The sequence below is a fragment of the Streptomyces sp. NPDC050448 genome (genome assembly GCF_040655295.1).
Classification (GTDB): domain Bacteria; phylum Actinomycetota; class Actinomycetes; order Streptomycetales; family Streptomycetaceae; genus Streptomyces.
Genome location: NZ_JBFAJR010000001.1, coordinates 108,839 through 135,326, shown reverse-complemented (window position 1 = coordinate 135,326; position 26,488 = coordinate 108,839). Strand labels below are relative to the sequence as shown.

Genomic DNA, 26,488 nt, shown 5'->3' with positions numbered 1-26,488 from the left:
GACCGCCCCCCACGACCCGGCCGGCCCCGCCGCCCTCCGCGCCCTCCCGCCCCCCTCTCCCCGCCCCGCCCTTCTCCCGTTCACCGGGCTCTGCCCGGACCCGGCCCTCACGCGCCGGGCGGGCTGGAAAGACCCGGGGCTCCGCCCCGGACCCCGCGCCTCAAACGCCGGCGGGGCTGAAACAGCCCGGGCCTCCGGTGCGAGCGGGGGTGAAACAGCCTGGGCCTCCGGTGCCGGCGGGGCTGGAACAGGCCGGGCCTCCGGTGCCGGCGGGGCTGCGCCCGGACGGCGGTGCGGGCATGTTGTCAGCCCCCGCAAGTAGGGTGTTGGCATGGCCGACCCTTCCAGCTACCGCCCCGCGCCAGGGCAGATCCCCGACTCCCCGGGGGTCTACAGATTCCGCGACGAGCACCGCCGGGTGATCTACGTCGGGAAGGCCAAGAGCCTGCGCCAACGCCTGGCCAACTACTTCCAGGACCTCGCGAGCCTGCACCCCCGTACCGCCACCATGGTGACCACGGCCGCCTCCGTCGAGTGGACGGTCGTCTCCACCGAGGTCGAGGCGCTGCAGCTCGAGTACTCCTGGATCAAGGAGTACGACCCCCGGTTCAACGTCAAGTACCGGGACGACAAGAGCTACCCCTCCCTCGCCGTCACGATGAACGAGGAGTACCCGCGGGTCCAGGTCATGCGCGGGCCCAAGAAGAAGGGCGTGCGGTACTTCGGCCCCTACGGGCACGCCTGGGCGATCCGCGAGACCGTCGACCTGATGCTGCGGGTGTTCCCGGTACGGACCTGCTCCGCGGGCGTGTTCAAGCGGTCCGCCCAGATCGGCCGCCCCTGCCTGCTCGGCTACATCGGCAAGTGCTCCGCGCCCTGCGTCGGCCGGGTCACCCCCGAGGAGCACCGGGAACTCGCCGAGGACTTCTGCGACTTCATGGCCGGCCGCACCGGCACCTACCTCTCCCGCCTCGAACAGCAGATGCACGAGGCCGCCGAGGAGATGGAGTACGAGAAGGCCGCCCGGCTGCGCGACGACATAGGAGCGCTGCGCCGGGCCATGGAGAAGAACGCCGTCGTGCTCGCCGACGCCACCGACGCCGACCTGATCGCGGTCGCCGAGGACGAGCTCGAAGCCGCCGTGCAGATCTTCCACGTACGCGGCGGCCGGGTCCGCGGCCAGCGCGGCTGGGTCACCGACAAGGTGGAGGCAGTCGACACCGCCGGACTGGTCGAGCACGCCCTCCAGCAGCTGTACGGGGAGGAGAAGGGCGAAGCCGTCCCCAAGGAGGTGCTGGTCCCGGCGCTGCCCGAGGACACCCGGGCGCTGGGCCAGTGGCTGGCCGAGCGGCGCGGCGCCCAGGTCAGCCTGCGCATCCCGCAGCGCGGGGACAAGAAGGCGCTGATGGAGACCGTCCACCGCAACGCGCAGCAGTCCCTGGCCCTGCACAAGACCAAGCGCGCCAGCGACCTCACCACCCGCTCCCGGGCCCTGGAGGAGGTCGCCGCGGCCCTCGAGCTGGACAGCGCGCCGCTGCGCATCGAGTGCTTCGACATCTCGCACCTCCAGGGCGACGACGTGGTGGCCTCGATGGTCGTCTTCGAGGACGGGCTGGCGCGCAAGAGCGAGTACCGGCGCTTCCAGATCAAGTCGTTCGAAGGGCAGGACGACGTCCGCTCCATGCACGAGGTGGTCTCCCGGCGCTTCCGCCGCTACCTCCAGGAGAAGCTGAAGACGGGGGAGTGGTCCCCGGAGGACGGGGAGGATCCCCTCACCGAGGACGACGGGCGGCCGAAGCGTTTCGCGTACCCGCCCCAGCTCGTCGTGGTCGACGGCGGGCAGCCGCAGGTGGCCGCCGCCAAGCGGGCCCTGGAGGAGCTCGGCATCGACGACGTGGCCGTGTGCGGGCTGGCCAAGCGGCTGGAGGAGGTCTGGCTGCCCGGCGAGGACGACCCGGTCGTGCTGCCCCGCACCAGCGAGGGCCTCTACCTGCTCCAGCGGGTCCGTGACGAAGCCCACCGGTTCGCCATCCAGTACCAGCGCAACAAGCGCGGGAAACGGCTCAAGGCGGGGCCGCTGGACGAGGTGCCCGGCCTCGGGGAAAGCCGCAGGCAGGCCCTGGTCAAGCACTTCGGTTCGGTGAAAAAGCTGAGACAGGCGACAATCGACCAGATCTGCGAGGTCCCGGGCATAGGACGCAAGACGGCCGAGACCGTGGCCGCGGCCCTCGCCCAGTCGGTTCCCGCTGGCCCTGCCGTCAATACGGCGACAGGAGAGATCATTGAGGATGAGTACCCCACCCCGCGGGTGGGGGCACCCCCCAGCGGTGGCTGGGGGACATCGTCCGAACGGGGGACCGAGCAATGACCGAGCACGCGTCCGAGCAGGATTCCGAGCGCGAGACCGAGCAGACGACCGAGCACGACCGAGACGGAGCACAGGTGAGTACGGGCACGACAGTGGAGCCCGGAGATACCGCCGAGGCGGCCATCCCCGAGCTGGTGATCATCTCCGGGATGTCCGGGGCCGGCCGCAGTACGGCGGCGAAGTGCCTGGAGGACCTCGGCTGGTTCGTCGTCGACAATCTCCCGCCGGCACTGATCCCCACCATGGTGGAGCTCGGCGCCCGCTCGCAGGGCAACGTGGCGCGCATCGCCGTCGTCGTCGACGTCCGCGGCCGCCAGTTCTTCGACGCGCTGCGCGAGTCCCTCTCCGACCTCGACAGCAAGGGCGTCACCCGGCGCATCGTCTTCCTGGAGTCCTCCGACGACGCGCTGGTCCGCCGCTTCGAGTCGGTCCGCCGCCCCCACCCCCTCCAGGGCGACGGCCGCATCACCGACGGCATCGCCGCCGAGCGCGACCTGCTGCGCGAGCTGCGCGGCGACGCCGACCTGGTCATCGACACCTCCAGCCTGAACGTGCACGAGCTGCGCGCGAAGATGGACGCCCAGTTCGCGGGCGACGAGGAGCCCGAGCTGCGGGCGACCGTCATGTCCTTCGGCTACAAGTACGGCCTCCCCGTCGACGCCGACCTCGTCGTCGACTGCCGCTTCATCCCGAACCCGCACTGGGTCCCCGAGCTGCGCCCCTTCACCGGCCTCAACCCGGAGGTGTCGGGCTACGTCTTCAGCCAGCCCGGCGCCAAGGAGTTCCTCGACCGCTACACCGAGCTGCTCCAGCTCATCGCCACCGGCTACCGCCGCGAGGGCAAGCGGTACGTGACCATCGCGGTCGGCTGCACCGGTGGCAAGCACCGCAGCGTGGCCATGTCCGAGAAGCTCGCTGCCCGCCTCGCCTCCGAGGGAGTCGAGACCGTCGTGGTCCACCGGGACATGGGGCGCGAGTGACCGGACGGACCCTGCGGCTGCGCCGCCTGCGCCGCCTCACCTCGGGGCGGGGCGAGGACGGCGCGGGCCGCACCGGGCTGCGCCGCGGCGCAGCCCCCAAGGTGGTCGCACCCAAGGTCGTCGCCCTCGGCGGCGGCATGGGTTTGTCGGCCTCCCTGGCAGCCCTGCGCCGGATCACCGGCGAGCTCACGGCCGTGGTCACGGTCGCCGACGACGGCGGCTCCAGCGGCCGGCTCCGCGAGGAGCTCGGTGTGCTGCCGCCCGGCGACCTGCGCAAGGCGCTGGCCGCACTGTGCGGTGACGACGACTGGGGCCAGACCTGGGCCCGCGTGATCCAGCACCGCTTCCAGTCGGCCGGCGCCCTGCACGAGCACGCGGTCGGCAATCTGCTGATCGTGGCCCTGTGGGAACAGCTCGGCGACCCCGTCCAGGCCCTCGACCTGGTCGGGAAGCTGCTGGGCGCGCAGGGCCGGGTACTGCCGATGTCGGCGGTTCCGCTGGAGCTCCAGGCGCTGGTGCGCGGCCACGACCAGGCCCGCCCGGACGAGGTCGACACCGTCCGGGGGCAGGCCACGGTGGCCACCACCCCCGGCGAGGTGCTCTCCGTACAGGTCGTGCCCCGAGATCCGCCGGCCGTGCCGGAGGCCGTCGCCGCAGTCCTGGACGCAGACTGGGTGGTGCTCGGCCCGGGATCCTGGTTCTCCTCCGTGATCCCGCACCTCTTGGTGCCGGAACTGCTCGACGCACTGATCGAGACCAAGGCCCGGCGGGTCCTCTCGCTGAACCTCGCGCCGCAGCCCGGCGAAACAGAGGGCTTCTCTCCGCAGCGTCATTTGGAGGTTTTGGCCCGACACGCCCCTAAACTCGCCCTGGACGTGGTGCTGGCCGACGAGGCCGCCGTGCCCGACCGCGAGTCCCTCGCCGATGCCGCAAAACGGTTCGGCGCCGCAGTCGAGCTGGCGCCGGTGGCCAGGGAAGACGGCTCTCCGAAGCATGATCCGGAGCTGCTCGCCGCCGCGTACGACCGTATTTTTCGGATGCATGGAAGGATCGGCCCATGGCGATGACGCCAGCGGTGAAGGATGAGATCTCCCGGCTCCCCGTCACCCGGACCTGCTGCAGGAAGGCGGAGGTCTCGGCGATTCTTCGGTTCGCGGGCGGGCTGCACCTGGTGAGCGGACGGATCGTCATCGAGGCGGAGCTGGACACCGGGATCGCTGCCCGGCGCCTGCGCAAGGACATCCTGGAGATCTTCGGCCATTCCTCGGACCTGGTGGTCATGGCTCCCGGCGGCCTGCGCCGCGGCAGCCGGTACGTCGTCCGCGTCGTGGCCGGCGGTGACCAGCTCGCGCGCCAGACGGGCCTCGTGGACGGCCGCGGCCGTCCCATCCGCGGTCTTCCCCCGCAGGTGGTCTCCGGGGCCACCTGTGACGCGGAGGCGGCCTGGCGCGGCGCCTTCCTGGCCCACGGCTCGCTCACCGAGCCGGGCCGGTCCTCCTCCCTGGAGGTGACCTGCCCCGGTCCGGAGGCCGCCCTGGCCCTGGTGGGCGCCGCCCGCCGGCTCTCCATCGCCGCCAAGGCGCGCGAGGTGCGCGGTGTGGACCGGGTCGTGGTCCGCGACGGCGACGCCATCGGCGCCCTGCTGACCCGGCTCGGCGCCCACGAGTCGGTGCTGGCCTGGGAGGAGCGGCGGATGCGGCGCGAGGTGCGCGCCACCGCCAACCGCCTCGCCAACTTCGACGACGCCAACCTGCGCCGCTCGGCGCGGGCCGCCGTGGCCGCCGGAGCCCGGGTCCAGCGGGCCCTGGAGATCCTCGGGGAAGAGGTGCCCGAGCACCTCGCCGCGGCCGGCCGGCTGCGCATGGAGCACAAGCAGGCCTCCCTGGAGGAGCTGGGCGCGCTCGCCGACCCGCCGCTGACGAAGGACGCGGTCGCGGGCCGGATCCGCCGCCTGCTGGCGATGGCCGACAAGCGGGCCCAGGACCTGGGCATCCCGGGCACCGAGTCGAACCTCAGCGAGGATCTGGCCGACAACATGGCCGGCTAGCCGCGCCCCGTACCCGTACGCCTGCCCGTACGCCTTCCCGTACGTCTCCTCGTACGCCTTCCCGTACGTCTCAAAGGGGCCCGCACGTGCGGGCCTCTTTGAGACACGCCCCATTGACATGAGCATCGCCCGATCGTGAGCCTGTCGTCCGAACGCTTTCGTGGCAGACGACGCCCAGGGGGGCACATGAGGCACCGCGCGAGATCGATCCTCGCCGCAAGCGCACTCGTCTTCGGAACCACACTGGCCGCCCTCCCGGTGGCCCACGCCCGGCCCGCAGCAGACGCCGCACCCGGCGCCGACGAGGTGCGGGTCTACGACGCGGACATCACCAAGGAGCAGATGCCGCTCCTCCTCGCCGCGGGCCAGGACGCCCAGGAGCTCACCGAACGCGTCCCGGAGACCGGGACCGCCAAGGTCGAGCTGTTCCTCACCGGCGGCCAGGCCAAGGAGCTCGCAGGCCAGGGCGTCAAGCTCGCCGAGCACAAGGTCCCCGCGTCCGCGGCCCGCTCCCAGGCCGTCGGTGACGGGGTCTTCCGCCCGTACAGCGGCAAGGGCGGCCTCCAGGAGGAGATCCTCAAGACCGCGCAGGACAACCCGGGCCTCGCCAAGGTGGTCTCCATCGGCAAGACCGTCCAGGGCAAGGACATCCTCGCCCTGAAGGTCACCAGGAACGCCCGCACGACCAAGGACGGCGACAAGCCGTCCGTGCTCTACATGTCCAACCAGCACGCCCGTGAGTGGATCACCCCGGAGATGACCCGCCGGCTGATGCACCACACCCTCGACAACTACGGCAAGGACCAGCGGATCACCAAGCTGGTGGACTCCACCGAGCTGTGGTTCCTGCTGTCCGCCAACCCGGACGGGTACGACTACACGCACGCCCCCGGCGGCGACCGGCTGTGGCGCAAGAACCTGCACGACAACAACGGCGACGGCAAGATCACCACCGGCGACGGCGTCGACCTCAACCGCAACTTCGCCTACAAGTGGGGCTACGACAACGAGGGTTCCTCGCCGAACCGGTCGAGCGAGACCTACCGCGGCCCCAAGCCGTCCTCCGAGCCCGAGACCGTCGCCCTCGACGGGTTCGAGAAGCGCATCGGCTTCAGGTACGCCGTCAACTACCACTCCGCCGCCGAGCTGCTGCTCTACGGCGTGGGGTGGCAGGTGGCCACCCCGACCCCGGACGACATCGCCTACAAGGCGCTCGCCGGCACCCCGGAGAACTCCGCGATCCCGGGCTACTACCCGCAGGTCTCCTCCGAGCTCTACACCACCAACGGCGAGGCCGACGGCCACGCCGCCAACGTCAACGGCGTCATGATGTTCACGCCGGAGATGACCACCTGCCAGACGGCCTCCGCGAGCGACCCCAATGACCGGTGGAAGCCCGAGGACTGCCGGTCCGGCTTCAACTTCCCGGACGACGAGAAGCTCATCCAGGCGGAGTTCGTGAAGAACATCCCCTTCGCCCTCGCCGTCGGCGAGAGCGCCGCCCACCCGGACCAGCCGAAGTCCAGCGTCGGCCTGAGCGCCGCCGACTTCACCGTGGACCCCTTCACCACCTCCTACGTCGCCAAGGGCGAGGACCAGCGGGTCTCCGTCACGGCCCGCAAGGCGCTGAAGGACAAGCAGCTCAAGTTCCGCATCAACGGCGGCCGCACGCACGACGACGGACTGAGGGCCTGGAAGGGCGGCGACGTCTACGGCGGCAAGGACAACAACTGGTTCGACGAGTACCGGGCCACGGTGGACGGCGCCAAGCCCGGCGACAAGGTCGAGGTCTGGTTCACCGGCCGCGACCGCTCCGGCAAGCAGGTCTCCAGCGAGCACTTCACGTACACGGTGGCCGAACGGCCGCGCGCCGACGTGCTGGTGATCGCGGAGGAGGGCGCCAAGGCCCAGCACGCGCAGGAGTACGTGGACGCCCTGCGCGCCAACGGGAAGTCCGCGGCGGTCTGGGACGTGGCGACGCAGGGCGCCCCGCACCACCTCGGCGTGCTCTCCCACTTCCGTACGGCCGTGCACTACACCGGCGCCAAGACGCCCGGCGGCGACACCCAGCTGGCCGTGCGCGACTTCCTCAACGAGGGCGGCAAGCTGATCGAGGCCGGTGAGCTCGCGGGCGGCAACGCCCAGGTCGGCCGCGCCGTGACCGACGACTTCAGCCAGTACTACCTCGGCGCCTACAGCCGTACGAGTGCCTCCGGCGCCACCGGCTTCACCGGTAAGGGTGCCCTCGCCGGCGCCAAGGGCGGCCTGGGCGACGCGGCGGGCAACCCGTTCAACGCCCCCGGGTCCTACGCGGTCACCTCCGACTCCCTGCCCGCCGCCCAGTTCCCGCAGTTCAAGAGCGCGCAGGCGGGTCAGTACGCCGGGGTCGTGAATCCGTACGCCCCCTACGCCGGCGCCGGAATGGCCGCGGCCGCCCACGAGGACGACGAGTGGAAGCGGCTGACCCGCACGGTCGACCTGACGAAGGTCACCGCCGCCGACAAGCCGCAGCTCAAGATGGCCCTCAACTGGAACACCGAGGAAGGCTACGACCACGCGGTCCTGGAGGCCCACACGGCCGGCGCGGAGGACTGGACCACGCTGCCCGAGGCGGGCGGCCTGAACAGCGCCGCCGTCCCGGCGGACTGCCAGGCCGGGTTCTTCGTCAACGGCCACCCGTTCCTGCGCCACTACCTCACCCTCGACAGCGCCGGCTGCGCCGCCAAGGGCACCAGCGGCTCGTGGAACAGCTTCACCGGCTCGTCCGACGGATGGAAGCAGGTCTCCTTCGACCTGAGCGCGTACGCGGGCAAGACCGTCGAGGTCTCCCTCTCCTCCATCTCGGACGGAGGCGCGGGCGGCCGCGGCGTGTTCGCGGACGAGGCGCGCGTCTCCGTCGGCGGAGCCGACCAGGCCGTCGAGGGATTCGAGACCTCGCTGGGCGCCTGGACCGCCCAGGGCGCACCTGCCGGAAGCCCTGTGGTTCCGGGCGATTGGTCCCGGTCCGGGGAGCTGTTCAAGTCATACGCCGCCGTCACTACGCGTAACACGGTGCTCCTCGGTTTCGGCCTCGAACACCTGCCGACGGCGGCGGACCGAGCCGTACTCGTCGGTAAGGCGCTCAGGTCGCTGCACTGCTGATCAAAGGAGCCCTCATCGCTCACTCTGAGTGATGGAGGTGGAGATCCCGGGGTCCCGTACCGAGCACGCGGTACGGGGCCCCGGCAGCGGTCCCCCCATGTGGCAGGGGGAGTGTCAGGTCCCGGCCGATGTCACTCAAAAGCTCACGGAGAGGTAGGGTCGTAAGCGGTCGGGGACATCCCATACAGCTCGCCGGCGGACTTACCGGCGCACCAACGAGGAGATCGGTTCGTGACGATCCGCGTAGGCATCAATGGTTTTGGCCGAATTGGCCGCAACTACTTCCGGGCGCTCCTTGAGCAGGGAGCGGACATCGAGATCGTCGGTGTCAACGACCTGACTGACAACGCGACCCTGGTGCACCTGCTCAAGTACGACACCATCCTGGGCCGCCTCAAGGCCGAGGTCTCCCACACCGACGACACCATCACCGTCGGCGGCAACACCTTCAAGACGTTCGCCGAGCGCGACCCCGCGAACCTGCCCTGGGGTGAGCTCGGTGCCGACATCGTCATCGAGTCGACCGGCATCTTCACCAAGAAGGCCGACGCCGCGAAGCACATCGCCGCGGGCGCGAAGAAGGTCCTCATCTCGGCTCCGGCCAAGGACGAGGACATCACCATCGTGATGGGCGTCAACCAGGACAAGTACGACGCGGCCAACCACCACGTCATCTCCAACGCCTCCTGCACCACCAACTGCGTGGCGCCGATGGCCAAGGTTCTGGACGAGAACTTCGGCATCGTCAAGGGCATGATGACCACGGTCCACGCGTACACGAACGACCAGCGGATCCTGGACTTCCCGCACTCGGACCTGCGCCGCGCCCGCGCCGCCGCCGAGAACATCATCCCGACCTCGACCGGTGCCGCCAAGGCCACCGCGCTGGTCCTCCCGCAGCTCAAGGGCAAGCTGGACGGCATCGCCATGCGCGTCCCGGTCCCGACCGGCTCGGTCACCGACCTCGTCCTGGAGCTCTCCCGCGAGACCACCAAGGAAGAGATCAACGCCGCCTTCCAGAAGGCCGCCGAGGGTCAGCTCAAGGGCATCCTCGACTACACCGAGGACGCGATCGTCTCCTCCGACATCGTGAACTGGCCGGCTTCCTGCACCTTCGACTCCTCCCTGACCATGGTTCAGGACGGTACGCAGGTCAAGGTCGTCGGCTGGTACGACAACGAGTGGGGCTACTCCAACCGCCTCGTCGACCTGACCGTCTTCGTCGGCGGCCAGCTCTAAGTCTCAGGTAGCAGGGCTAGGCACCACGATGTGAGCACAGGGTCCGGTCAGCGCGATGGAGCGCTGCACGGGCCCTGTTGTCTGCCTCGACCGATCGGCCCCGCACCGGCAGAACCCGTGTATGGGGATAAGGAGTAGAAACACATGAAGACGATCGACGAACTGCTCGCCGAAGGCGTCGCCGGCAAGCGGGTCTTCGTCCGCGCCGACCTGAACGTGCCGCTCGCGGGCGACACGATCACCGACGACGGCCGCATCCGCGCCGTGCAGCCGACCATCGCGAAGCTCGCCGAAGCCGGCGCCCGCGTGGTCGTCGCCTCGCACCTGGGCCGCCCCAAGGGCGCCCCGGACCCGGCCTTCTCCCTCGCCCCGGCCGCCAAGCGGCTCGGCGAACTGCTCGGTACGGACGTCGCGTTCGCCACCGACACGATCGGTGCCTCCGCCCAGGCGACCGTCGCCGCCCTCACCGACGGCCAGGTCGCCGTCATCGAGAACCTGCGCTTCAACGCCGGTGAGACCTCGAAGGACGACGCCGAGCGCGGCGCCTTCGCCGACCGGCTCGCCGAGCTGGCCGACGTCTACGTCGGCGACGGCTTCGGCGCCGTCCACCGCAAGCACGCCTCGGTCTTCGACCTGCCCGCGCGCCTCCCGCACGCGGCCGGCTACCTGATCGCCACCGAGGTCGGCGTCCTGAAGAAGCTGACCGCCGAGGTCAAGCGCCCGTACGTGGTCATCCTCGGCGGCGCCAAGGTCTCCGACAAGCTAGCCGTCATCGACGAGCTGCTCGGCAAGGCCGACCGCATCCTCATCGGCGGCGGCATGGCGTACACCTTCCTCTATGCCAAGGGCTACGAGGTCGGCATCTCCCTGCTCCAGAAGGACCAGGTGGACGTCGTCAAGGAGTACATGGCACGCGCCGAGAAGAACGGCGTCGAGCTGGTCCTCCCGGTCGACATCCTGGCCTCGGCGGACTTCCCCGACCTCAAGGGCAAGACCCCGGCCGAGTACATCACCGTCGACGCGGACAAGATCCCCGCCGACAAGGAGGGTCTGGACATCGGTCCCGAGACCCGTGAGCTGTACGCGTCGAAGATCGCCGATGCCGAGACCGTCTTCTGGAACGGTCCCGTGGGCGTCTTCGAGCACCCCGACTACGCCGGAGGCACCCGCGCGATCGCGCAGGCCCTCGTCGACAGCAGCGCGTTCACCGTGGTCGGCGGCGGCGACTCCGCCGCGGCCGTGCGTACGCTCGGCTTCGACGAGAACGCTTTCGGCCACATCTCGACCGGTGGCGGCGCCTCCCTCGAATACCTCGAGGGCAAGACGCTCCCCGGCCTCGCCGCACTGGAGGTCTGACCCTTAATGAGCAACCGCACCCCGCTCATGGCGGGCAACTGGAAGATGAACCTCAACCACCTTGAGGCCATCGCGCACGTCCAGAAGCTCGCCTTCGCGCTCGCCGACAAGGACTACGACGCCGTCGAGGTCGCGGTCCTGCCGCCCTTCGTCGACCTGCGCTCCGTCCAGACCCTGGTCGACGGCGACAAGCTGAAGATCAAGTACGGCGCCCAGGACATCTCGGCGCACGAGTCCGGTGCCTACACCGGCGAGATCTCCGGCGCGATGCTCGCGAAGCTGAAGTGCACGTACGTGGCCGTCGGCCACAGCGAGCGCCGCCAGTACCACGGCGAGAGCGACGAGCTCTGCAACGCCAAGGTCAAGGCCGCCTACCAGCACGGGCTCACCCCGATCCTGTGCGTCGGCGAGGGCCTGGACATCCGCAAGGCCGGCGAGCAGGTCCCGTACACGCTGGCCCAGGTCGACGGCGGCCTCAAGGACATCCCGGCCGAGCAGGTCGAGTCCATCGTGATCGCGTACGAGCCCGTCTGGGCGATCGGGACCGGCGAGGTCGCCACCCCCGACGACGCGCAGGAGGTCTGCGGGGCGATCCGCGGCCGCCTCGCCGAGCTGTACTCCCAGGAGCTGGCCGACAAGGTCCGCATCCAGTACGGCGGCTCGGTGAAGTCCGGCAACATCGCGGCGATCATGGCTCAGCCCGATGTCGACGGCGCCCTGATCGGCGGCGCTGCGCTGGACGCGGACGAGTTCGTGAAGATCGTCCGGTTCCGCGACCAGTGACCTGCGCGATCGTCGCAGCGAGTATGCGGTAGGGCGGATCCGTCGTACCCTTGCGGGGGCCAGGAGGCTGAACCACCAGCCACTGGCCCCCGCGCACATCCAGCAGAGCCGGAAAGCCAGAAAAGCCAGAAAGTAGGAATCAGCCGTGATTATGGGGTTCTCGATCGCCCTGATCGTCTTCAGCGCCCTGCTGATGCTGCTCGTGCTGATGCACAAGGGCAAGGGCGGCGGCCTTTCCGACATGTTCGGCGGCGGCATGCAGTCGTCGGTCGGCGGCTCCTCGGTCGCGGAGCGCAACCTGGACCGCATCACCGTCGTCGTGGGTCTCCTCTGGTTCGCCTGCATCATGACGCTCGGCGTTCTGCTGAAGTAGGGAAGCCGACGGATCTGGCCATTCCGCCGGTCCGGTCGGCTCCACCCCGCCTATCATGAGGACGGCGTCCGCGGCCTGGAGTGAGTAACTCCATGTGATGGACGCGCGTTGGGCCTTACGTAGACTGGGGCGCCCGCGGCGGAAATCCACTCACGCTTCGCGGCACCATCACGCAGGGGAGTTACGACCGTGGCAAGTGGCAACGCGATCCGTGGTAGTCGGGTCGGAGCGGGGCCGATGGGTGAGGCCGAGCGCGGCGAGTCCGCGCCCCGCCTGCGCATCTCCTTCTGGTGCTCGAACGGGCACGAGACGCAGCCGAGCTTCGCCAGCGACGCGCAGGTGCCGGACACCTGGGACTGCCCGCGCTGCGGGTTCCCGGCCGGCCAGGACCGGGACAACCCGCCGGCGCCGCCGCGCACCGAGCCCTACAAGACCCACCTGGCGTACGTACGGGAGCGCCGCACGGACGCCGACGGCGAGGCGATCCTCGCCGAGGCGCTCGCCAAGCTCCGCGGCGAGATCTGACATCGCGACGTGACGGTGTGACATCGGGCCCGGCCCGCAGGAGTTGTTCTCCAGCGGGCCGGGCCCCTTTGCGTACCTTGTGCCTCTTCGGATCCCTTAAGTTGGTGATCGGCGGGGCACGACAGGACGGAAGAAACGGGTTGATGTCCGAGATGAACGCAGACAGCACTACGAGGCTCAACCGGACGCCCGAGTGGCTGGCACTCGGCAAGCACCGCGAAGAGCTGGGGCAGACGCATCTGCGCGAGCTGTTCGAGGCGGATCCGAACCGGGGCACGGGCTACACGCTGCGGGTCGGGGACCTGTACATCGACTACTCGAAGCACCTCGTGACCGACGAGACGCTGGAGCTGCTGCGGGAGCTCGCGGCGGCGACGGGCGTGGCCGAGCTGCGCGAGGCGATGTTCCGCGGCGAGAAGATCAACACGACCGAGGACCGGGCGGTCCTGCACACCGCCCTGCGCGCGCCGCAGGACGCGGTGGTCGAGGTGGACGGCGAGAACGTCGTCCCCGCGGTGCACGACGTCCTCGACAAGATGGCGGCCTTCTCCGAGCAGATCCGCTCGGGGCAGTGGACCGGCTTCACCGGCCGGCGCATCACGAACGTGGTCAACATCGGCATCGGCGGCTCCGACCTGGGCCCGGCGATGGCGTACGAGGCGCTGCGCGCGTTCACCGACCGCGCCCTGACCGTGCGGTTCGTGTCCAACGTGGACGGCGCCGACCTGCACGAGGCCGTACGGGACCTGGACCCGGCCGAGACGCTGTTCATCATCGCCTCCAAGACCTTCACGACCATCGAGACCATCACCAACGCCGAGTCGGCGCGGGAGTGGCTGCTGGCGGGTCTCGGCGGTGACACCGCGGCCGTGGCGCGGCACTTCGTGGCGCTGTCGACCAACGCCGAGAAGGTCACCGCGTTCGGCATCGATCCGGCCAACATGTTCGGCTTCTGGGACTGGGTCGGCGGGCGGTACTCCTTCGACTCCGCGATCGGGCTCTCGCTGATGACCGCGATCGGGGCGGACTCCTTCCGGGAGATGCTGGGCGGCTTCCGGGCGATGGACGAGCACTTCCGCACGGCGCCCCCGGAGCAGAACGCACCGCTGCTGATGGGCCTGTTGGGGATCTGGTACGGCGCGTTCTTCGACGCGCAGTCGCACGCGGTCCTGCCGTACAGCCACTACCTCTCCCGCTTCACGGCGTACCTGCAGCAGCTGGACATGGAGTCCAACGGCAAGTCCGTGGACCGGGACGGCCGGCCGGTGGACTGGCAGACCGGTCCGGTCGTGTGGGGCACGCCCGGCACCAACGGGCAGCACGCGTACTACCAGTTGATCCACCAGGGCACGAAGGTCATCCCGGCGGACTTCATCGGCTTCGCCCGGCCGATCGGCGAACTGCCGCCGAAGCTCGCGGCCCAGCACGACCTGCTGATGGCGAACTTCTTCGCGCAGACGCAGGCGCTGGCCTTCGGCAAGACCGCGGACGAGGTCCGCGCGGAGGGGGCTGCGGAGTCCCTGGTCCCGCACAAGACCTTCAAGGGGAACCACCCGACCACGACGATCCTGGCGCAGGACCTCACCCCGGCGGTGCTGGGCCAGCTCATCGCGCTGTACGAACACAAGGTGTTCGTCCAGGGCGCGGTGTGGCACATCGACTCCTTCGACCAGTGGGGCGTGGAGCTCGGCAAGGTCCTCGCGAAGCGGGTCGAGCCGGCGCTGACGGACGGCGCCGACGTGCCGGGCCTGGACCCTTCGACGAAGTCCCTGGTCGCCGCCTACCGCTCCCTGCGCGGCCGCGCCTGATCCACAGGCACCGCACGCATCACCACGGCCGAAGGGCCCGCTCCCTTCCAGGGGGCGGGCCCTTCGGCCGTACGGTCAGGCCGAGGCCGGGGGGTACAGCGACGACGGGAGCTTCGCGGCCGCCGCGCGGTCCAGCAGCCACAGCGTGCGGGAGCGCCCGTACGCCGCCGCCGCCGGGGCCTGGACCTCCCCGGCGCCGCCGAGCGCGATCGCCACCGCGCCCGCCTTGTCCTCGCCCGCCGCCAGCAGCCAGACCTCCCGGGCCGCCCGGATCGCCGGGAGGGTCAGCGAGACCCGCGTCGGCGGCGGCTTCGGCGCGCCGTGGACGCCGACCACCGTGCGCTCGGTCTCCCGCGCCGCCGGGTGCTCCGGGAACAGCGAGGCCACGTGGGTGTCCGGGCCGACGCCCAGCATCAGCACGTCGAAGCGCGGCACCGGACCGTGGTCCTCCGGGCCCGCCGCCCGCCGCAGCTCCTCCGCGTACGCGTCCGCCGCCGCATCCACGTCGGCCCCGTACGGGCCGTCCGAGGCCGGCATGACGTGCACCCGTGCCGGATCCACCGGGACGGCGTCCAGGAGGGCCTCCCGGGCCTGGACGTGGTTGCGCTCGGGGTCGTCGGCCGGGACGTACCGCTCGTCGCCCCACCACAGGTCCAGCCGGGCCCAGTCGACGGCGTCCCGGGCCGGAGCCGCCGCCAGTGCGGCGAGCAGCCCGTTGCCGTTGCGGCCGCCGGTCAGGACCACCGAGGCGCTGCCGCGGGCCGCCTGCGCGTCCACGATCTTCGTGATGAGCCGGGCCGCCGCGGCCTGGGCCATCAGTTCCTTGTCCCGGTGGACGACGACCTGGGGAGTCGTCATACCCATGTTGTTGCCGCCTTCTTCGTCGAGAAATGGCTCGGCCGCCGGCCGGACCGCACCCCGGAAGGGAACGGACCCGGCCGGCGGCCGTCGTGCTTCACTGCTTGGCCGCTGGCTTCTTCGCCGACTTGGAGGCCGGCTTCGAAGCCGCCGGTGCGGCCTCGGCCTTGGCCGGAGCCGCTGCCTGGGCAGGAGCCGCCGCCGGGTCCGGAGCCTCGGCCACCAGCTTCGCCACGCCGAACTTCAGCGAGGCCTCGTACGTGTTGTCCGGATCGAGCCGGCGCAGCTCCTCCGCCAGCAGCTCGGCCGTGTCGCGGCGCTTGAGCGCCACCGCACGGTCGGGCTGACCCGGCATGCACAGCGTGGCCAGCGAGCCGTCGGCCCGGTCCAGGACGATGTCGCCGTCCTTGGTCTCCAGCCGGACCGAGGTGAGGCCGGGGCCCTTCGAACGGGTCCGCTTGACGGGCACCTCGAGGCGGTCCGCCAGCCACATGGCCAGCAGCTCGCAGCTCGGGTTCTCGTCCTCGCCCTCGACGGCCGCCGAGGTGACCTTCAGAGCCTGCTGGTCCAGCGCGGCGGCCAGCATCGACCGCCACGGCGTGACCCGGGTCCAGGACAGGTCCGTGTCACCCGGGGCGTAGGCCGCAGCCCGCTCCCCGAGCGCCTGCAGCGGGTTCTCGCAGGCGTACGTGTCCGTGATCCGGCGCTGCCCGAGCGCACCCAGCGGGTCGCCCGCCAGGTCCGACGGAGCACCGTCCGGCCACCAGACCACGACGGGCGCGTCCGGCAGGAGGAGCGGGAGAACCACCGACTGGGCGTGGTTGACCAGTTCACCGTGAAGGCGGAGCACCACCGTCTCGCCGGTGCCGGAGTCCGCCCCGACGCGGACTTCCGCGTCGAGACGGGCGTCGCGGCGGCTGCGCGGCGAGCGGCTGACCCGCTTGACGACGACGATGATCCGCGAAGGGTGTTCGTGGGACGCGTCGTTCGCCGACTTGAGCGCGTCGTACGCGTTCTCCTCGTCGGTCACGATCACCAGCGTGAGGACCATGCCGATGGCCGGCGTGCCGATGTCCCGGCGCGCCTGCACCAACGCGGCGTTGATCTTGCTGGAGGTGGTCTCCGTGAGGTCGATCTTCATGGCCGGCGCCAGCTCCGTCCGTCTCGTGCGAGCATCTCGTCCGCCTCGACCGGCCCCCAGGTTCCCGCCGGGTACTGCGCGGGCTTGCCGTGCTTGTCCCAGTACTCCTCGATCGGGTCGAGGATGTTCCAGGACAGCTCGACCTCCTGGTGGCGCGGGAAGAGGTTCGCGTCACCCAGCAGGACATCGAGGATCAGCCGCTCGTACGCCTCGGGGCTCGACTCCGTGAAGGACTCGCCGTACGCGAAGTCCATCGTGACGTCCCGGACCTCCATGGAGGTGCCCGGAACCTTGGAGCCGAAGCGCACCGTCACGCCCTCGTCCGGCTGGACCCGGATGACCAGGGCGTTCTGCCCCAGCTCCTCGGTCGCGCCCGACTCGAACGGCAGGTACGGAGCCCGCTTGAAGACCACCGCGATCTCGGTCACCCGGCGGCCCAGGCGCTTGCCGGTCCGCAGGTAGAACGGGACGCCCGCCCAGCGGCGGTTGTTGATCTCCAGGCGGATGGCCGCGTAGGTGTCGGTCTTCGACCTGGGGTCGATGCCGTCCTCTTCGAGGTACCCGACGACCTTCTCGCCGCCCTGCCACGCCGCCGAGTACTGGCCGCGCACGGTGTGCTTGCCCAGGTCCTCGGGGAGCTCGACGGCCGTGAGGACCTTGAGCTTCTCCGCCACCAGCGCCTTGGGATGGAAGGAGCCGGGCTCCTCCATCGCGGTCAGCGCGAGCAGCTGGAGCAGGTGGTTCTGGATGACGTCGCGGGCCGCGCCGATGCCGTCGTAGTACCCGGCCCGGCCGCCGATGCCGATGTCCTCGGCCATGGTGATCTGCACGTGGTCGACGTACGACCGGTTCCAGATCGGCTCGAACATGGTGTTGGCGAAGCGGAGCGCCAGGATGTTCTGGACGGTCTCCTTGCCGAGGTAGTGGTCGATCCGGAAGACCTCGTCCCGCGGGAAGACCTCGTGGACGACCTTGTTGAGCTCCTCGGCGCTCTTCAGGTCGTGCCCGAAGGGCTTCTCGATGACGGCACGCCGCCAGGAGCCCTCCTTCTGCGCCAGCCCGTGGTTCTTGAGCTGCTGGACCACCTTGGGGAAGAACTTCGGCGGCACGGACAGGTAGAACGCGAAGTTGCCGCCCGTACCCTGCGCCTTGTCGAGCTCGTCGATCGTCGACTTCAGCGTCTCGAACGCCGCGTCGTCGTCGAAGTCGCCCTGGACGAAGCGGCAGCCCTGCACCAGCTGCTGCCAGACCTCCTCCCGGAAGGGGGTGCGCGAGTGCTCCTTGACGGCCTCGTACACCTCCTGGGCGAAGTCCTCGTGCTCCCATTCGCGGCGGGCGAAACCGATCAGCGAGAAGCCCGGCGGCAGCAGCCCCCGGTTCGCCAGGTCGTAGATGGCGGGCATCAGCTTCTTGCGCGACAGGTCACCCGTAACGCCGAAAATGACCAGGCCGGACGGCCCCGCGATGCGCGGGAGCCGCCGGTCCTGTGCGTCACGAAGCGGGTTCGCTCCGTTCACAGACAAAGTGTTCAGGCCTCCGTGGGGGCGAGGCGCTCGAGCTCCGCCTCGGTGGACTTCAGCAGGTCGTTCCAGGACGCCTCGAACTTCTCGACGCCCTCGTCCTCGAGCAGCTGCACCACATCGTCGTACGAGATGCCCAGCTTCGCGACCGCATCGAGCTCGGCGCGCGACTGCTCGTAGGTGGCGCGCACGGTGTCACCCGTGATCTGGCCGTGGTCGGCGGTGGCCTCCAGGGTGGCCTCCGGCATGGTGTTGACCGTGTTCGGGGCGACCAGGTCGTCCACGTACAGGGTGTCCTTGTACGCCGGGTCCTTGACGCCCGTCGAGGCCCACAGCGCACGCTGCTTGTTGGCGCCGACACGCTCCAGGGCGTTCCACCGGTCGCAGGAGAAGACCTCCTCGTAGGCCTCGTAGGCCAGACGGGCGTTGGCGAGGGCCGCCTTGCCCTTCAGGGCCTTCGCCTCGTCGGTGCCCACGGCGTCCAGGCGCTTGTCGATCTCGCTGTCCACACGGGACACGAAGAAGGAGGCGACCGAGTGGATCTCGGAGAGGTCCAGGCCCGCGGCCTTGGCCTTCTCCAGACCCGCCAGGTACGCGTCCATGACCTCGCGGTAGCGCTCCAGCGAGAAGATCAGCGTGACGTTGACGCTGATGCCCTTGCCGATGACCTCGGTGATCGCCGGCAGGCCGGCCTTGGTCGCCGGGATCTTGATCAGCGTGTTCGGACGGTCCACCAGCCAGGCGAGCTGCTTGGCCTCGGCGACGGTCGCCGTGGTGTTGTGGGCCAGACGGGGGTCGACCTCGATGGAGACCCGGCCGTCCTGGCCGTCGGTGCGGTCGTAGACCGGGCGCAGGATGTCGGCGGCGTCGCGGACGTCAGCCGTCGTGATCATGCGGATGGCCTCGTCGACGGTGACCTTGCGGGCGGCGAGGTCGGCGAGCTGCTGCTCGTAGCCGTCGCCGCTGCTGATCGCCTTCTGGAAGATCGACGGGTTGGTGGTGACACCGACCACGTGCGACTGGTCGATGAGCTCGGCCAGGTTGCCGGACGTGATGCGCTTGCGGGACAGGTCGTCCAGCCAGATCGCCACGCCCTCGTCGGAGAGGCGCTTGAGTGCGTCTGTCATGGGAATTGCATCTCCTACTGGTTCGTGTACCGGTGTCAGCGCGCGGCGGCGGTGATCGAGTCCTTGGCGGCGGCGGTCACGGCCTCGGGGGTGAAGCCGAACTCGCGGAACAGCACCTTGGCGTCGGCGGAGGCACCGAAGTGCTCCAGCGAGACGATCCGGCCGGCGTCGCCGACGTAGCGGTGCCAGGTCAGGCCGACCCCGGCCTCGACCGCGACGCGCGCCGTGACGGACGGCGGCAGGACGCTGTCCTTGTACGCCTGGTCCTGCTCCTCGAACCACTCGACGGACGGCATCGAGACCACGCGGGCCGGGACGCCCTCGGCCTGCAGCGCCTCGCGCGCGGCGACGGCGAGCTGGACCTCGGAGCCGGTGCCGATGAGGACGACCTGCGGCTCGCCGCCTTCCGCCTCGAAGAGCACGTAGCCGCCCTTGGCGGCGTCCTCGTTGCGCTCGTACGTCGGCACGCCCTGGCGGGTCAGCGCCAGACCGTGCGGAGCGCCCTTGCCGAACACCTTGGTGTGGCGGCGCAGGATCTCGCGCCAGGCGATGGCGGTCTCGTTGGCGTCGGCCGGGCGGACCACGTTCAGGCCCGGGATGGCGCGCAGCGAGGCGATGTGCTCGATCGGCTGGTGGGTCGGGCCGTCCTCGCCCAGGCCGATGGAGTCGTGCGTCCACACGTACGTCACCGGCACGTGCATCAGCGCGGACAGGCGCACGGCGTTGCGCATGTAGTCGGAGAACACCAGGAAGGTGCCGCCGTAGATACGGGTGTGGCCGTGCAGCGCGATGCCGTTCATGGCCGCGGCCATGGCGTGCTCGCGGATGCCGAAGTGGATGGTGCGGCCGTACGGGTCGGCCTCCGGCAGCGGGTTGCCCTTGGGCAGGAACGACGAGTGCTTGTCGATCGTCGTGTTGTTGGAGCCGGCCAGGTCGGCCGAGCCGCCCCACAGCTCCGGGATGATCGCGCCGAGCGCCTCGAGCACCTTGCCGGAGGCCGCACGGGTGGCGACGCCCTTGCCGGCCTCGAAGACGGGGAGCTTGTCCTCCCAGCCCGCGGGCAGCTCGTTGGCGTTGATGCGGTCGAACTCGGCGGCGCGCTCCGGGTTGGCGGTGCGCCAGGCGGAGAAGTCCTTCTCCCAGGCGGCCTTGGCCTCGCGGCCGCGGTCGAGCGCCTTGCGGGTGTGCGCGATGACCTCGTCGGAGACGTCGAAGGACTTCTCCGGGTCGAAGCCGAGGACGCGCTTGGTGGCGGCGACCTCGTCGTCGCCGAGGGCCGAGCCGTGCGAGGCCTCGGTGCCCTGGGCGTGCGGGGCCGGCCAGGCGATGATCGAGCGCATCGCGATGAAGGAGGGGCGCTCGGTCTCGGCCTTGGCGGCGGCCAGGGCCTCGAACAGTGCCTTCGGGTCGAGGTCGCCGTTCGGCTGCTGCGCGACGCGCTGGACGTGCCAGCCGTACGCCTCGTAGCGCTTCAGGGTGTCCTCGGAGACGGCCGTCTCGGTGTCACCCTCGATGGAGATGTGGTTGTCGTCCCACAGCAGCACCAGGTTGCCGAGCTTCTGGTGGCCGGCCAGGGCGGACGCCTCGTGGGAGATGCCCTCCTGGAGGCAGCCGTCGCCCGCGATCGCGTAGATCATGTGGTCGAACGGGGAGCTGCCCTGCGGGGCCTGCGGGTCGAACATGCCGCGCTCGTAGCGGGCGGCCATGGCCATGCCCACCGCGTTGGCGATGCCCTGGCCCAGCGGACCGGTGGTGGTCTCGACGCCGGCGGTGTGGCCGTACTCCGGGTGGCCGGGGGTCTTGGAACCCCAGGTGCGGAACGCCTCGAGGTCGGCCAGCTCCAGGCCGAAGCCGCCCAGGTAGAGCTGGGTGTACAGAGTGAGGGACGAGTGCCCCGCGGAAAGCACGAAACGGTCGCGGCCGACCCACTCGGGATCCGCCGGGTCGTGCCGCATCACCTTCTGGAAAAGCGTGTACGCGGCGGGGGCCAGGCTCATCGCCGTACCGGGGTGGCCGTTCCCGACCTTCTGGACCGCGTCGGCGGCCAGGATGCGGGCGGTGTCGACGGCCCGCTGGTCGAGATCGGTCCAGTCGAGCTCTGTGGTCGTCGGCTTGGTGCTCACCGTGGGTCAGGGCTCCTCTCCACATGTCTGTTACCCGGTGACGAACGGTGCACCGGCGCGATTCCGAGCCTACCCCCGTGACGGCGTGCAGCTATTCGAGTGCCCGCAGTCCGTCACAACGTCGGCGGGCTGATCGGACCAACACGAGACGACCCCCGCGCAGGGCGACGTAAGTGCAACGTCTAGAGTGGCGTGGTACGTGCGAGCCTTCAGCGGACCTATATGTCCGGAGCTTGCTGGTTTTCTCTGTCAGGGGTGTGCGTGACGGCCGTCGAATCCCGTCCAGCGGGGGTGCTCGGGACGAGCCCCGGTCACCGGCCGTTCGGGGCCCGCGTCATGGCTTTCGTGGCTTTGACCAAGCCGCGAATCATCGAACTTCTGCTGATCACCACAGTGCCGGTGATGTTCCTCGCCGAGCAGGGCGTGCCCTCGCTGTGGCTGGTCCTCACGACCTGCTTCGGCGGCTACTTGTCGGCGGGCGGCGCCAACGCGCTGAACATGTACATCGACCGCGACATCGACGCGCTGATGGACCGGACCTCGCAGCGGCCGCTGGTGACCGGCATGGTCAGCCCGCGCGAGTGCCTGGCCTTCGGCATCACCCTCGGCGTGGTCTCCACCGTGTTCTTCGGGCTGCTCGTCAACTGGCTGTCGGCCGCGCTCGCGCTCGGCGCGCTCCTCTTCTACGTCGTCGTCTACACGATGCTGCTGAAGCGGCGCACCGCACAGAACATCGTGTGGGGCGGCATCGCGGGCTGCATGCCGGTGCTCATCGGCTGGTCCGCCGTCAAGAACGAGGTCTCCTGGGCCGCCGTCATCCTCTTCCTCGTCATCTTCTTCTGGACGCCGCCGCACTACTGGCCGCTGTCGATGAAGGTGAAGGACGACTACGCGCGCGTCGGCGTGCCGATGCTCCCGGTCGTGGCCGGCAACAAGGCCGTGGCGCGCCAGATCGTCCTCTACAGCTGGGTGATGGTGGCCGTCTCTCTGCTGCTGACCCCGCTGGGGTACACCGGCTGGTTCTACACCGCGGTCGCGCTGGCGGCGGGCGGCTGGTGGCTGTGGGAGGCGCACGCGCTGCACGCGCGGGCCAAGGCGGGCCTGACGGGCGCGAAGCTCAAGGAGATGCGCCTGTTCCACTGGTCCATCACCTATGTGTCGCTGCTCTTCGTCGCCGTGGCCGTGGATCCCTTCCTCCGTTGATACTTCCTCTGATACTTCCTCCGTCCATTACCCGCCGGTAGCATGCTGTCCATGGCAGACACCACCGCGGACACCGCAGACAAGAAGCAGGACCGGAAGGCCGCGAAGCTGGCCAAGCAGATCGGCGCGTTCGCCAAGCAGCACGGCGGCGCCGAGGGCCAGATCGCGCACATCGGCCAGGCCGGCACCCGGATCGTCCTCGTCGGCACCGACGGCGGCTGGGGCGATCTGGTGGCCCCGACCTACGCGGTGGCCCAGCTGGCTGCCGAGAAGGCCGGCCTGACCCTCCACGAGGAGTTCGACGGCGAGTTCGCCGCGCGTGTGAAGACCGGTCCGTACGAGTGGTCGCGGATGGCCGGCATCCAGCTCGGCGGGGCGGCGAACCCGGCGGCCTGACGCCGACGCCTGCCGCGTCCGGCGCACCCCCAGGTGGCTTCTCGGTCAACAGCGCGAGCAACACCTCGCACCCCGCTCACCCGTTAGGACGTGTGGAAGCCCCTTCCTCACGTCCGCAACGGGATGCCCGGATGATCGAAACGCCGCCCCTGGTGGACCAGTACTGCCACGGAGTGCTCCGCACGGAGCTGGGCCTCGGCACCTTCGAGGCCCAGCTGATCCGCTCGGCCGGCCCGCCCGCCGCCGGGACCACCTTCTTCGACACCCAGACCGGTTTCGCGGTGCGCCGCTGGTGCCCGCCGCTGCTCGGGCTGGAGCCGCACTGCTCCCCCGCCCGGTACCTGGCCCGGCGGCGCGAGCTGGGCGTGGTCGAGTCCGGGCGCCGGCTGCTGCGGGGCTCCGGCGTCGCGGCCTATCTGGTCGACACGGGAGTGCCCGGGGACCTCACCGGTCCCAAGGAGCTGGCGCTCGCGGGGGACGCCGACGCCTTCGAGGTCGTGCGGCTGGAGCTGCTGGCCGAGCAGGTCGCAGACACCTCCGGCACGGTCGTCGCCTTCCTCGCCAACCTCGCCGGGGCCGTCCACCACGCCGCCGCGGCGGCCGTGGCCTTCACCTGCGGGGCGGACGCGGGGTACCCCGCTGTCCTCGGCCGCGCCCCCGAGCCGCCCGGTCCGGGCGAGGTGCGCGGGGCGGCCGGGCGATGGCTGGCCCGGCGCTCCAAGGGCGGGGCCGTCCGGGACCCCGTACTCCTGCGGCACCTGCTGTGGAGCGCGGTGGCGACGGGGCTGCCGCTCCAGCTGCACACCGGGGCGGGCGCGGGGGAGCCCGGGCAGCGGCCGGAGCAGGCCGATCCGGCACTGCTGACGGAGTTCGTACGGGCCACCGCGGGTCTGGGGACCCGGCTGGTGCTGCTCGGCGGATACCCGTACCACCGGCACGCCGCCCAGCTGGCGGCGGCCTTCCCGCACGTCCACGCCGATCTCGGCGCGGCGCTCGGGCAGAGCGGAGCGCGGGCGGCGGGGGTGCTGGCCGAGGTGCTGGAACTGGCCCCGTTCGGCAAACTGCTGTTCTCCAGCGGCGGGCGCCGGCTGCCCGAACTGCACGCGGTGGGCGCCCTGGTGTTCCGGGAGGCGCTGGGCCGGGTGCTGGGCGGCTGGGTCGGCGACGGCGCCTGGTCCTGGCAGGACGCCGAACGCGTGGCGGCCATGATCGCGGCGGGCAATGCCCGCCGGGTGTACCGGCTGGACGAGCGCGGCTGAGCGGGTGGGCGGGTCCGGGGCGTTGGGGCGCCGGGGCGCCGCCCTGACGGCCCCCGGCGGACCCCGCGGTTCAGACGGAGGTGAGCTGCGGGTCGCCCTGCGCCGGGATCTCCGCCTGCGCCGCGGGCCGCTCCCGCAGGCTCAGCGCCACGCGGAGCACGGCGATCCACACCAGGCAGGAGCCGAGCATGTGGGTGGCGACCAGGGCCTCGGGCACGTGGGTGAAGTACTGGACGTAGCCGATGCCGCCCTGGGCCAGCAGCACGATCAGCAGGTCGCGGGCGCGCGCCCTGGTGTCGGTCGGCGCGTCGACCACGCGCAGCACCAGCCACATGGCCACGGCGAGCGCGCACACCACCCAGGCGGAGATCGCGTGGACGTGGGCGGTGGCCGCCCAGCGGAACGGCATCCGCTCGATCTCGCTGCTGTCACCCGCGTGCGGACCGGAGCCGGTGACCACGGTGCCGGCCGCGATCAGCACCAGGGTGGTCGCGAGCAGGGCCCACGCGAGCTTGCGCACGGGACCGGGCACGCGCGGCCGGGGAGCGGTGTCGCCCTCGCGGGTGCGCTGCCAGGTGACCGTCGTGACGGTGATCAGCGAGGTGGCGAGGAGGAAGTGCCCGGCCACGCTGTAGGGGTTGAGCCCCGTGAGGACGGTGATGCCGCCGAGGACCGCGTTGCCCATCACGATGAAGAACTGGAGCCAGCCGAGCTTCGTCAGCGAACGGCGCCAGGGCTTGGCCGAGCGGGCCGCGACGATGCCCCAGCCAACGGCCGCGCAGAGCACGTACGTCAGCATGCGGTTGCCGAACTCGATGGCCCCGTGGAAGCCCTGCTCCTGGGTCACGATCAGGCTGTCGTTCGTGCACTTGGGCCAGGTGTCGCAGCCGAGACCGGATCCGGTCAGCCGCACCGCACCGCCGGTGACGACGATGACCACGCTCATGACGAGGGCGGCGAACGCGGCCCGCCGGACGGTCCGGGGTGACGGAGTCCAGCGGCTGGCGAGGTAAGCGAGAGGGGTCAACACGGCCCTTATCGTACGCGGAGCCTTGTGCAAACTTTCACGAGGGGGTCCCCGCGGGCCCGCCCGTGGCCGTGTCGGGCCCGACGACCAGCCGGAACCGGGCCCCGGCGGGGTCGCCTTCCTCGTGCCACCAGACACGCACGCGCCAATGGCCGCCGTCGCCGGGGTAGTCCGCGGACCTCGTGAACCCGTGCGCCAATTCAGTGCCTACATCCTCGGCTGTCCTGTTTCTTACGTCCGTCCCGCTGTGCCACGGATGTTCCTGTACGGTCCACAGCCCGTCAGGACCTCGCACCTCGAAGCGCCACACCGCGCGCCAGGGCGTGACCTCCAGCATCGTGCGGACCTGCTCGGCGCCGAGGTGCAGCCGGGCCGCGATCTCGGGCTCGGCCACCCCGTGGATCCGGGCCGCCACCACGGCCTGGGGCAGCAGGGGGTCGGGCAGCAGGCCCCGCGCGCGCAGGCCCGCCAGGGAGTCGAAGGACAGGAAGCGCAGGCGCAGTTCCAGCTGGCGGCCGATGTGGTCGATGGCCTCCTCCGCCTCCTGCGACTCCTCCGAACCGGGTGCCGCGAGCAGCAGTTGGCGGAAACCGGCTTCCGCGTCCACCGCCCACGCCACCGCCTCCTCGGCGGAGCCCAGCTCCGCGAGGCGGTCCCCGAGGAACACCTTGGCCTGCGCGAGGCCGCGCCGGTTGACCGGATCGTGCTGGTCCAGGCCCGCCCAGACCTCGACCGCCGCCCGGGTCAGGTCCCGGGCGCGCTCGCCCGCCGCCCGCTGCATGGCGATCGGGCCGGTCTCGGCCGCCGGGCCGAGCGGATAGCGGGGCAGCCGCTCCCCGTCGCTCAGCGGCCAGGACAGCCAGACGCCCTGGTTGATCAGGCCCCGGGCGTACCAGCGGGCGTACTCCGGGGCGTGGCCGGCCGCCTGCTGCGCGTGCCGCAGCCCCTCCTCGACGGCCGCCAGGGCCCCGGCCCGGTCGCCGCCGGCGAACCGGCGGGCCGCCAGGTCACCCAGGCGAAGGCCCAGCCGTGCCGCGCACTCCGGATCGGCCCGCGCCGGTTCGCGCAGCGCGCCGATCAGCTCCGTCAGCAGAGCCTCGGCCTCGGCGGGCGCCGCCTGTGCGGCCCCCGACCGGATCCGTGCCCATTGCGCGTCCAGCCGTAGAACGTCTTCCCGTTGCGCCATGCCCGCCCCCCGGCGTCCTGGTGTGCAC

The 26,488-nt window shown here is 70.8% G+C and carries 21 protein-coding genes; 14 read left to right on the top strand and 7 right to left on the bottom strand.

The features are described 5' to 3' along the window. Positions 1-331: 331 nt before the first annotated feature. The 11 genes from uvrC (at position 332) to pgi (ending at position 14,620) form a co-directional block, all read left to right on the top strand. Positions 332-2,368 carry an excinuclease ABC subunit UvrC gene (uvrC, locus tag AB0I68_RS00660; RefSeq protein ID WP_363174962.1) on the top strand — a complete coding sequence of 679 codons (2,037 nt, stop codon included), beginning with the start codon at positions 332-334 and terminating at the stop codon, positions 2,366-2,368. Next, positions 2,365-3,348, top strand: a complete 984-nt coding sequence (gene rapZ, locus AB0I68_RS00655) for an RNase adapter RapZ (protein WP_363174961.1) — start codon at positions 2,365-2,367, stop codon at positions 3,346-3,348. Before uvrC ends, rapZ begins: the two co-directional genes overlap by 4 nt. Continuing rightward, entirely contained in the window at positions 3,345-4,415 is a 1,071-nt protein-coding gene (gene yvcK, locus AB0I68_RS00650; RefSeq protein WP_363174960.1) for a uridine diphosphate-N-acetylglucosamine-binding protein YvcK, read from the top strand. Before rapZ ends, yvcK begins: the two co-directional genes overlap by 4 nt. Then, positions 4,406-5,395, top strand: coding sequence for a DNA-binding protein WhiA (gene whiA, locus AB0I68_RS00645; protein ID WP_030160342.1), 990 nt, complete (start codon positions 4,406-4,408; stop codon positions 5,393-5,395). Before yvcK ends, whiA begins: the two co-directional genes overlap by 10 nt. Before the next feature lie 186 nt (positions 5,396-5,581). Beyond that, the gene (locus tag AB0I68_RS00640) at positions 5,582-8,536 is read left to right on the top strand and encodes a M14 family zinc carboxypeptidase (protein WP_363174959.1); all 2,955 of its coding nucleotides are present in this window, start codon (positions 5,582-5,584) and stop codon (positions 8,534-8,536) included. Positions 8,537-8,767: 231 nt separating this feature from the next. Further along, on the top strand, positions 8,768-9,775 hold the full coding sequence (gene gap, locus AB0I68_RS00635; protein WP_030160344.1) for a type I glyceraldehyde-3-phosphate dehydrogenase: 1,008 nt from the start codon (positions 8,768-8,770) through the stop codon (positions 9,773-9,775). Positions 9,776-9,919: 144 nt separating this feature from the next. Further along, entirely contained in the window at positions 9,920-11,131 is a 1,212-nt protein-coding gene (locus AB0I68_RS00630) for a phosphoglycerate kinase (protein ID WP_363174958.1), read from the top strand. A gap of 6 nt (positions 11,132-11,137) precedes the next feature. After that, complete coding sequence (gene tpiA, locus AB0I68_RS00625) at positions 11,138-11,914, top strand: triose-phosphate isomerase (protein WP_363174957.1); 777 nt, start codon at positions 11,138-11,140, stop codon at positions 11,912-11,914. 151 nt (positions 11,915-12,065) lie between these two features. Beyond that, entirely contained in the window at positions 12,066-12,287 is a 222-nt protein-coding gene (secG, locus tag AB0I68_RS00620) for a preprotein translocase subunit SecG (protein ID WP_363174956.1), read from the top strand. A gap of 237 nt (positions 12,288-12,524) precedes the next feature. Then, a complete protein-coding gene (locus AB0I68_RS00615; protein WP_030197743.1) occupies positions 12,525-12,812 on the top strand; it encodes an RNA polymerase-binding protein RbpA in 288 nt (95 codons plus the stop codon). 152 nt (positions 12,813-12,964) lie between these two features. Continuing rightward, entirely contained in the window at positions 12,965-14,620 is a 1,656-nt protein-coding gene (pgi, locus tag AB0I68_RS00610; protein WP_363175357.1) for a glucose-6-phosphate isomerase, read from the top strand. A 75-nt stretch (positions 14,621-14,695) separates the two neighbouring features. Here pgi and pgl read toward each other — a convergent pair whose 3' ends face one another. From pgl to tkt, 5 genes are all read right to left on the bottom strand, one after another. Next, a complete protein-coding gene (pgl, locus tag AB0I68_RS00605) occupies positions 14,696-15,478 on the bottom strand; it encodes a 6-phosphogluconolactonase (RefSeq protein WP_363174955.1) in 783 nt (260 codons plus the stop codon). Positions 15,479-15,575: 97 nt separating this feature from the next. Next, on the bottom strand, positions 15,576-16,619 hold the full coding sequence (gene opcA / locus AB0I68_RS00600; RefSeq protein WP_363174954.1) for a glucose-6-phosphate dehydrogenase assembly protein OpcA: 1,044 nt from the start codon (positions 16,617-16,619) through the stop codon (positions 15,576-15,578). Then, positions 16,616-18,136 carry a glucose-6-phosphate dehydrogenase gene (zwf, locus tag AB0I68_RS00595; protein ID WP_363174953.1) on the bottom strand — a complete coding sequence of 507 codons (1,521 nt, stop codon included), beginning with the start codon at positions 18,134-18,136 and terminating at the stop codon, positions 16,616-16,618. Before zwf ends, opcA begins: the two co-directional genes overlap by 4 nt. A gap of 11 nt (positions 18,137-18,147) precedes the next feature. Next, positions 18,148-19,266: a transaldolase gene (gene tal / locus AB0I68_RS00590; protein ID WP_363174952.1), complete on the bottom strand. Its 1,119-nt coding sequence runs from the start codon at positions 19,264-19,266 to the stop codon at positions 18,148-18,150. A gap of 35 nt (positions 19,267-19,301) precedes the next feature. Next, positions 19,302-21,389: a transketolase gene (gene tkt / locus AB0I68_RS00585; RefSeq protein WP_363174951.1), complete on the bottom strand. Its 2,088-nt coding sequence runs from the start codon at positions 21,387-21,389 to the stop codon at positions 19,302-19,304. A gap of 255 nt (positions 21,390-21,644) precedes the next feature. On the opposite strand from tkt, the gene AB0I68_RS00580 reads away from it, so the two are divergent. The 3 genes from AB0I68_RS00580 (at position 21,645) to AB0I68_RS00570 (ending at position 24,247) form a co-directional block, all read left to right on the top strand. Continuing rightward, positions 21,645-22,592: a heme o synthase gene (locus AB0I68_RS00580; RefSeq protein WP_363174950.1), complete on the top strand. Its 948-nt coding sequence runs from the start codon at positions 21,645-21,647 to the stop codon at positions 22,590-22,592. Between the two features lie 51 nt (positions 22,593-22,643). Further along, on the top strand, positions 22,644-22,988 hold the full coding sequence (locus AB0I68_RS00575; protein ID WP_363174949.1) for a hypothetical protein: 345 nt from the start codon (positions 22,644-22,646) through the stop codon (positions 22,986-22,988). Positions 22,989-23,119: 131 nt separating this feature from the next. Then, positions 23,120-24,247: an amidohydrolase family protein gene (locus AB0I68_RS00570; protein ID WP_363174948.1), complete on the top strand. Its 1,128-nt coding sequence runs from the start codon at positions 23,120-23,122 to the stop codon at positions 24,245-24,247. Positions 24,248-24,317: 70 nt separating this feature from the next. On the opposite strand, the gene AB0I68_RS00565 is transcribed toward AB0I68_RS00570, so the two are convergent. Together AB0I68_RS00565 and AB0I68_RS00560 are read right to left on the bottom strand one after the other, a co-directional pair. Further along, positions 24,318-25,307: a COX15/CtaA family protein gene (locus tag AB0I68_RS00565; protein ID WP_363174947.1), complete on the bottom strand. Its 990-nt coding sequence runs from the start codon at positions 25,305-25,307 to the stop codon at positions 24,318-24,320. 4 nt (positions 25,308-25,311) lie between these two features. Continuing rightward, entirely contained in the window at positions 25,312-26,460 is a 1,149-nt protein-coding gene (locus tag AB0I68_RS00560) for a hypothetical protein (protein WP_363174946.1), read from the bottom strand. Between the last annotated feature and the right edge of the window lie 28 nt (positions 26,461-26,488).